This window comes from Ideonella sp. P3_A4, from assembly GCF_056403075.1.
Window position 1 is genome coordinate 1 of record NZ_JBFUGE010000808.1, and the last position, 2,342, is coordinate 2,342.

Consider the following 2,342-nt stretch of genomic DNA (forward strand, 5'->3'; position numbering starts at 1 on the left):
GTCAGATCGTCTACGACTACCTTGAGCAAGGTCGCGCCAAGCTGGAGGTCTACCTCAGCTACACGATTGCCTCGCCGATGRCCTGGCCTGAGGGGCGATCGAAGACCGTCGACGTTCTCAAGAATGAGAAGCTGATTCCGTTCCACGCCTGCTCCGACATCATCTATTCGGAGATGGCGCACTACGCCGACCTGATCCTTCCCGACGCGACCTACTTGGAGCGCTGGGGCATGGACATTCGCAACAACCTGGAACTGCAGCACTACGTGTCGCTGCGACAACCCATGGTCACGCCTCCGGGCGAAGCCACCAGCTTCCCCGACGTGCTGATCAACATCGGCAAGCGCCTGAAGTCCGAGCAGGCGAAGTACTTCGCCTATGGAAGCCACGAAGACTTCGTGCGGCATCAGTGCTCCAAGCTGCCGACGAAGGGGCCCGATGGCCAGACCTTCGAGTCGGGCTTCGACTACATGAAGCACTACGGCGTGTACGTCGACACGTCGCAGCCCAAGGCCTACGAGGTCTACCGCCGCAAGCTCAAGCCCGAGCAGTTGAGCGGAAGCCGTGTTGACGAGGCCACCGGTTTGGTGCTCAAGGCCGACGACAGCGGCAAGGAACGCGCTGTGGGGGTGATGGTGGCCGGCGAGGCGATGCGTGGCTTCTCGACACCCTCGCGGAAGTTTGAGATCTATGCACCCGAGGTGGAGCAAGCCGCGGCGAAGCTGGGTATGCGCGACGACGGTCTGCCGTCATTCTTCCCGGTACCTTGGCACGAAGGGCTCGGCAGCGATCGCTACATCCTCACGACGTTCAAGTGGAACGTGCACACCCAGGGCCGCACAGCGTCTCAGAAGTACTTGTCGGAGATCGTGCACGACAACCCGATGTGGATTCACCCCGACACCGCAGGTCGCGTTGGGGTCAAGACCGGTGACTGGGTGGAGCTAACGACGTTTCGTCCGAAGTCCGGCACGCAGGGAGACAAAGCATTCCGCGCATCCACCGCAGATCAAGTCGTCGGGTCGGCGCGGGTGCGTGTCTTCGTGACCGACGGCATCCATCCACGGGTCGTCGCCGTGTCCAACTCCCTGGGGTGGGAGTTCGGTGGCCGCGCCACCGAAGGGCGACGCGGCAAGCGCGACGACGCATTGACCGCGTCCGGACAAGGGCGCACTGCGCAAGGCATGGGTCCGGCGCCGCGCTTCGATGACTTGGAACACAGCCTCTGGTGGGATGAKCGACGTGGCGGCCGTGGCAACGGCGTGAACATCAACGCCATCCTGCCGATCAACCCGGCACCGCTGATCGGCATGCAAGCCTGGTTCGACACCGTGTGCAGTATCAAGAAAGTGGGAGCAATCGCGTGATGAAGAGGTCCTTGCGTTCCATAAGCTTGGCTTGCAGTGCCTTGGCTACCGTCATCCTGGCCGTGTGTTCACCAGCGCTGGCCGCAGGCGAGCTTGCTCCTGAAAAGGCCATCCGGGCGCGCCAATCTGCGTACTTCCTGATGGGGCAGCAAATGGCCCGCATCAACGCGACCGTCAAGGGTGATCTGCCGTTCGATAAGCCCGCGCTGGAATCCAGTGCCGAGGCGCTCGATGCCGTCAGCCGAATTGCCACGGACTACTTTCCCGTCGGATCCGATCAAGGCGACACCAAGGCGAAGCCGAATGTCTGGAAGGAGGCGCCTCGGTTCCAGCAACTCGCCCAGGCGTCTCAGGCGGATACGGCCAAGCTGAAAGCGGCTGTGCGAGCCGGGGACCTCAACGCGATCAAAGCGGCCTTTGGGGCGACCGGGCAGTCGTGCAAGGCCTGCCACGACTCATTCAAGGCCCAGTAGTCAACCGCGCAGATGGACATGCAACACGCACGAGTACTGATCCTCGGTTCAGGTCCCGCCGGGTACACGGCTGCGATCTATGCCGCTCGGGCAAACCTGGCACCCACGTTGATCACCGGCATAGCCAAGGGCGGCCAGCTGATGACCACGACCGACGTCGACAACTGGCCGGCAGATGTCCACGGTGTGCAGGGGCCTGATCTGATGCTTCGCTTCGAAGCGCACGCCAAGCGGTTCCACACCACCATGGTGTTCGACCACATCCACAAGGTGGATCTCTCCAAGCGTCCCTTCGAGCTGCATGGCGACAACGGTGGCTACAGCTGCGATGCCCTCATCGTCGCCAACGGGGCGTCGGCCAAATATCTGGGGCTTCCGTCCGAAGAGGCATTCAGGGGTCGCGGTGTCAGCGCCTGTGCGACATGTGACGGCTTCTTCTACCGCCAGCAAGTTGTGGCGGTGATTGGCGGTGGCAATACGGCGGTCGAAGAGGCTCTGTACT

3 protein-coding genes are annotated in these 2,342 nt (G+C 62.4%); all 3 read left to right on the forward strand.

Annotated elements, in window-relative coordinates; all coding sequences use genetic code 11:
* Nucleotides 1-1,367, forward strand: a 1,367-nt coding sequence (locus AC1DYI_RS32995; RefSeq protein WP_477208331.1) for a molybdopterin dinucleotide binding domain-containing protein, incomplete at its 5' end; no start/stop codon positions are given.
* Between the two features lie 41 nt (nt 1,368-1,408).
* Nucleotides 1,409-1,840, forward strand: a complete 432-nt coding sequence (locus tag AC1DYI_RS33000) for a c-type cytochrome (protein ID WP_477208332.1) — start codon at nt 1,409-1,411, stop codon at nt 1,838-1,840.
* Nucleotides 1,841-1,858: 18 nt separating this feature from the next.
* On the forward strand, nt 1,859-2,342 hold a 484-nt coding region (locus tag AC1DYI_RS33005), incomplete at its 3' end, for an FAD-dependent oxidoreductase (protein WP_477208333.1).